Origin of the sequence: Helicobacter sp. CLO-3 (genome assembly GCF_001854545.1) — a bacterium.
Taxonomy (GTDB): Bacteria; Campylobacterota; Campylobacteria; order Campylobacterales; family Helicobacteraceae; genus Helicobacter_B.
Genome location: NZ_MLQN01000073.1, coordinates 1 through 969, shown reverse-complemented (window position 1 = coordinate 969; position 969 = coordinate 1). Strand labels below are relative to the sequence as shown.

2 protein-coding genes are annotated in these 969 nt (G+C 32.3%); both read left to right on the top strand.

All coding sequences use genetic code 11. The annotated features are described in order from the left end of the window. The first annotated feature begins 84 nt into the window (after positions 1–84). Positions 85–474, top strand: a complete 390-nt coding sequence (locus tag BKN38_RS10060; RefSeq protein ID WP_066453600.1) for a hypothetical protein — start codon at positions 85–87, stop codon at positions 472–474. Then, positions 456–926: a hypothetical protein gene (locus BKN38_RS10055; protein ID WP_172798591.1), complete on the top strand. Its 471-nt coding sequence runs from the start codon at positions 456–458 to the stop codon at positions 924–926. The genes BKN38_RS10060 and BKN38_RS10055 overlap by 19 nt, the downstream gene beginning before the upstream one ends. Positions 927–969 lie beyond the last annotated feature (43 nt).

Below are 969 nucleotides of genomic sequence, written 5' to 3'. Positions count from 1 at the left end.
GCTTAGGTGTGTTCATGGATATTTTGCGGTATAATGTGGCGGGCAAATGCTTATCGCTGTGAAATTATTTGGGAGCTGATATAAATGAAAAAATATATTTTATTATTTATGCTATTTGCTTTTTGCGCACAATCACAAGAATTTAAAAAGGAAGTTCAATTCGCAAAAGATTATGGCCTAGCTTATTGTTTGTGTAATTTTTACCAAACTCCTCCATCTAATGATATAGGAGTAGCACAAAGTATATATTTTCAATTAATGGTAATTGGACCTGGAGCATACGATGAAATATACAATTATGTTAAAAAGTATATGTCGCAATATTTTATTTTTGATATAAATCCAGATAACCCCAAAGAAAAAGAACCTGTATATTTTATAATGTGTCTTGAAATGTATAAATCCAAAGAATTTCATACTGAAATAGAAAAGATAGTAAAAAAAGTATTTGATAAATGGGAGAAGCGCAAGTGAAAAAAACAATGTGGCTTTGCTTTGTGTCATTGGTATGTCTTAATGGTAGTGATATAAAATTTGATGGGGAATTGGCGGGAAAAGCAGATAGGGAAGCTTACTCTTATGAAAAAAAGGTAAAAATTATAAAAAGAATAGGCATAGAATATTGCATTAAAGGAAATGATTTTTATGAAACAAGAACGGATGTTCAAGTCTTGGGTCTCTATACCAATAAACTTGGGTTGGGATTTGGCGCAATTCTACCGCCACTAGAGCTTAAATCATACATAGATGCTAAGTCTATCATAAGTTATGAAACCATATATAATCATTATAAAAATTCCAATTTTAGCAGATTTTATATCTGCCTTGATATGTATGATTCCAAAGAATACCATGACGAAGTAGAGCGCATAGTCAAGGCTAAGGAGGAACGCAAAGTCAAGCAGCACTGCAAGAAGTGCGAGTGAGTTTGCTAAATCGGGACTTGATTAAGGAGATTGTATGAAAAAG

Bases quoted from the DNA above. Each gene is read 5' to 3' on its own strand.
- BKN38_RS10060 (WP_066453600.1), top strand. From the start codon at position 85: ATGAAAAAATATATTTTATTATTTATGCTATTTGCTTTTTGCGCACAA.
- BKN38_RS10055 (WP_172798591.1), top strand. From the start codon at position 456: ATGGGAGAAGCGCAAGTGAAAAAAACAATGTGGCTTTGCTTTGTGTCA.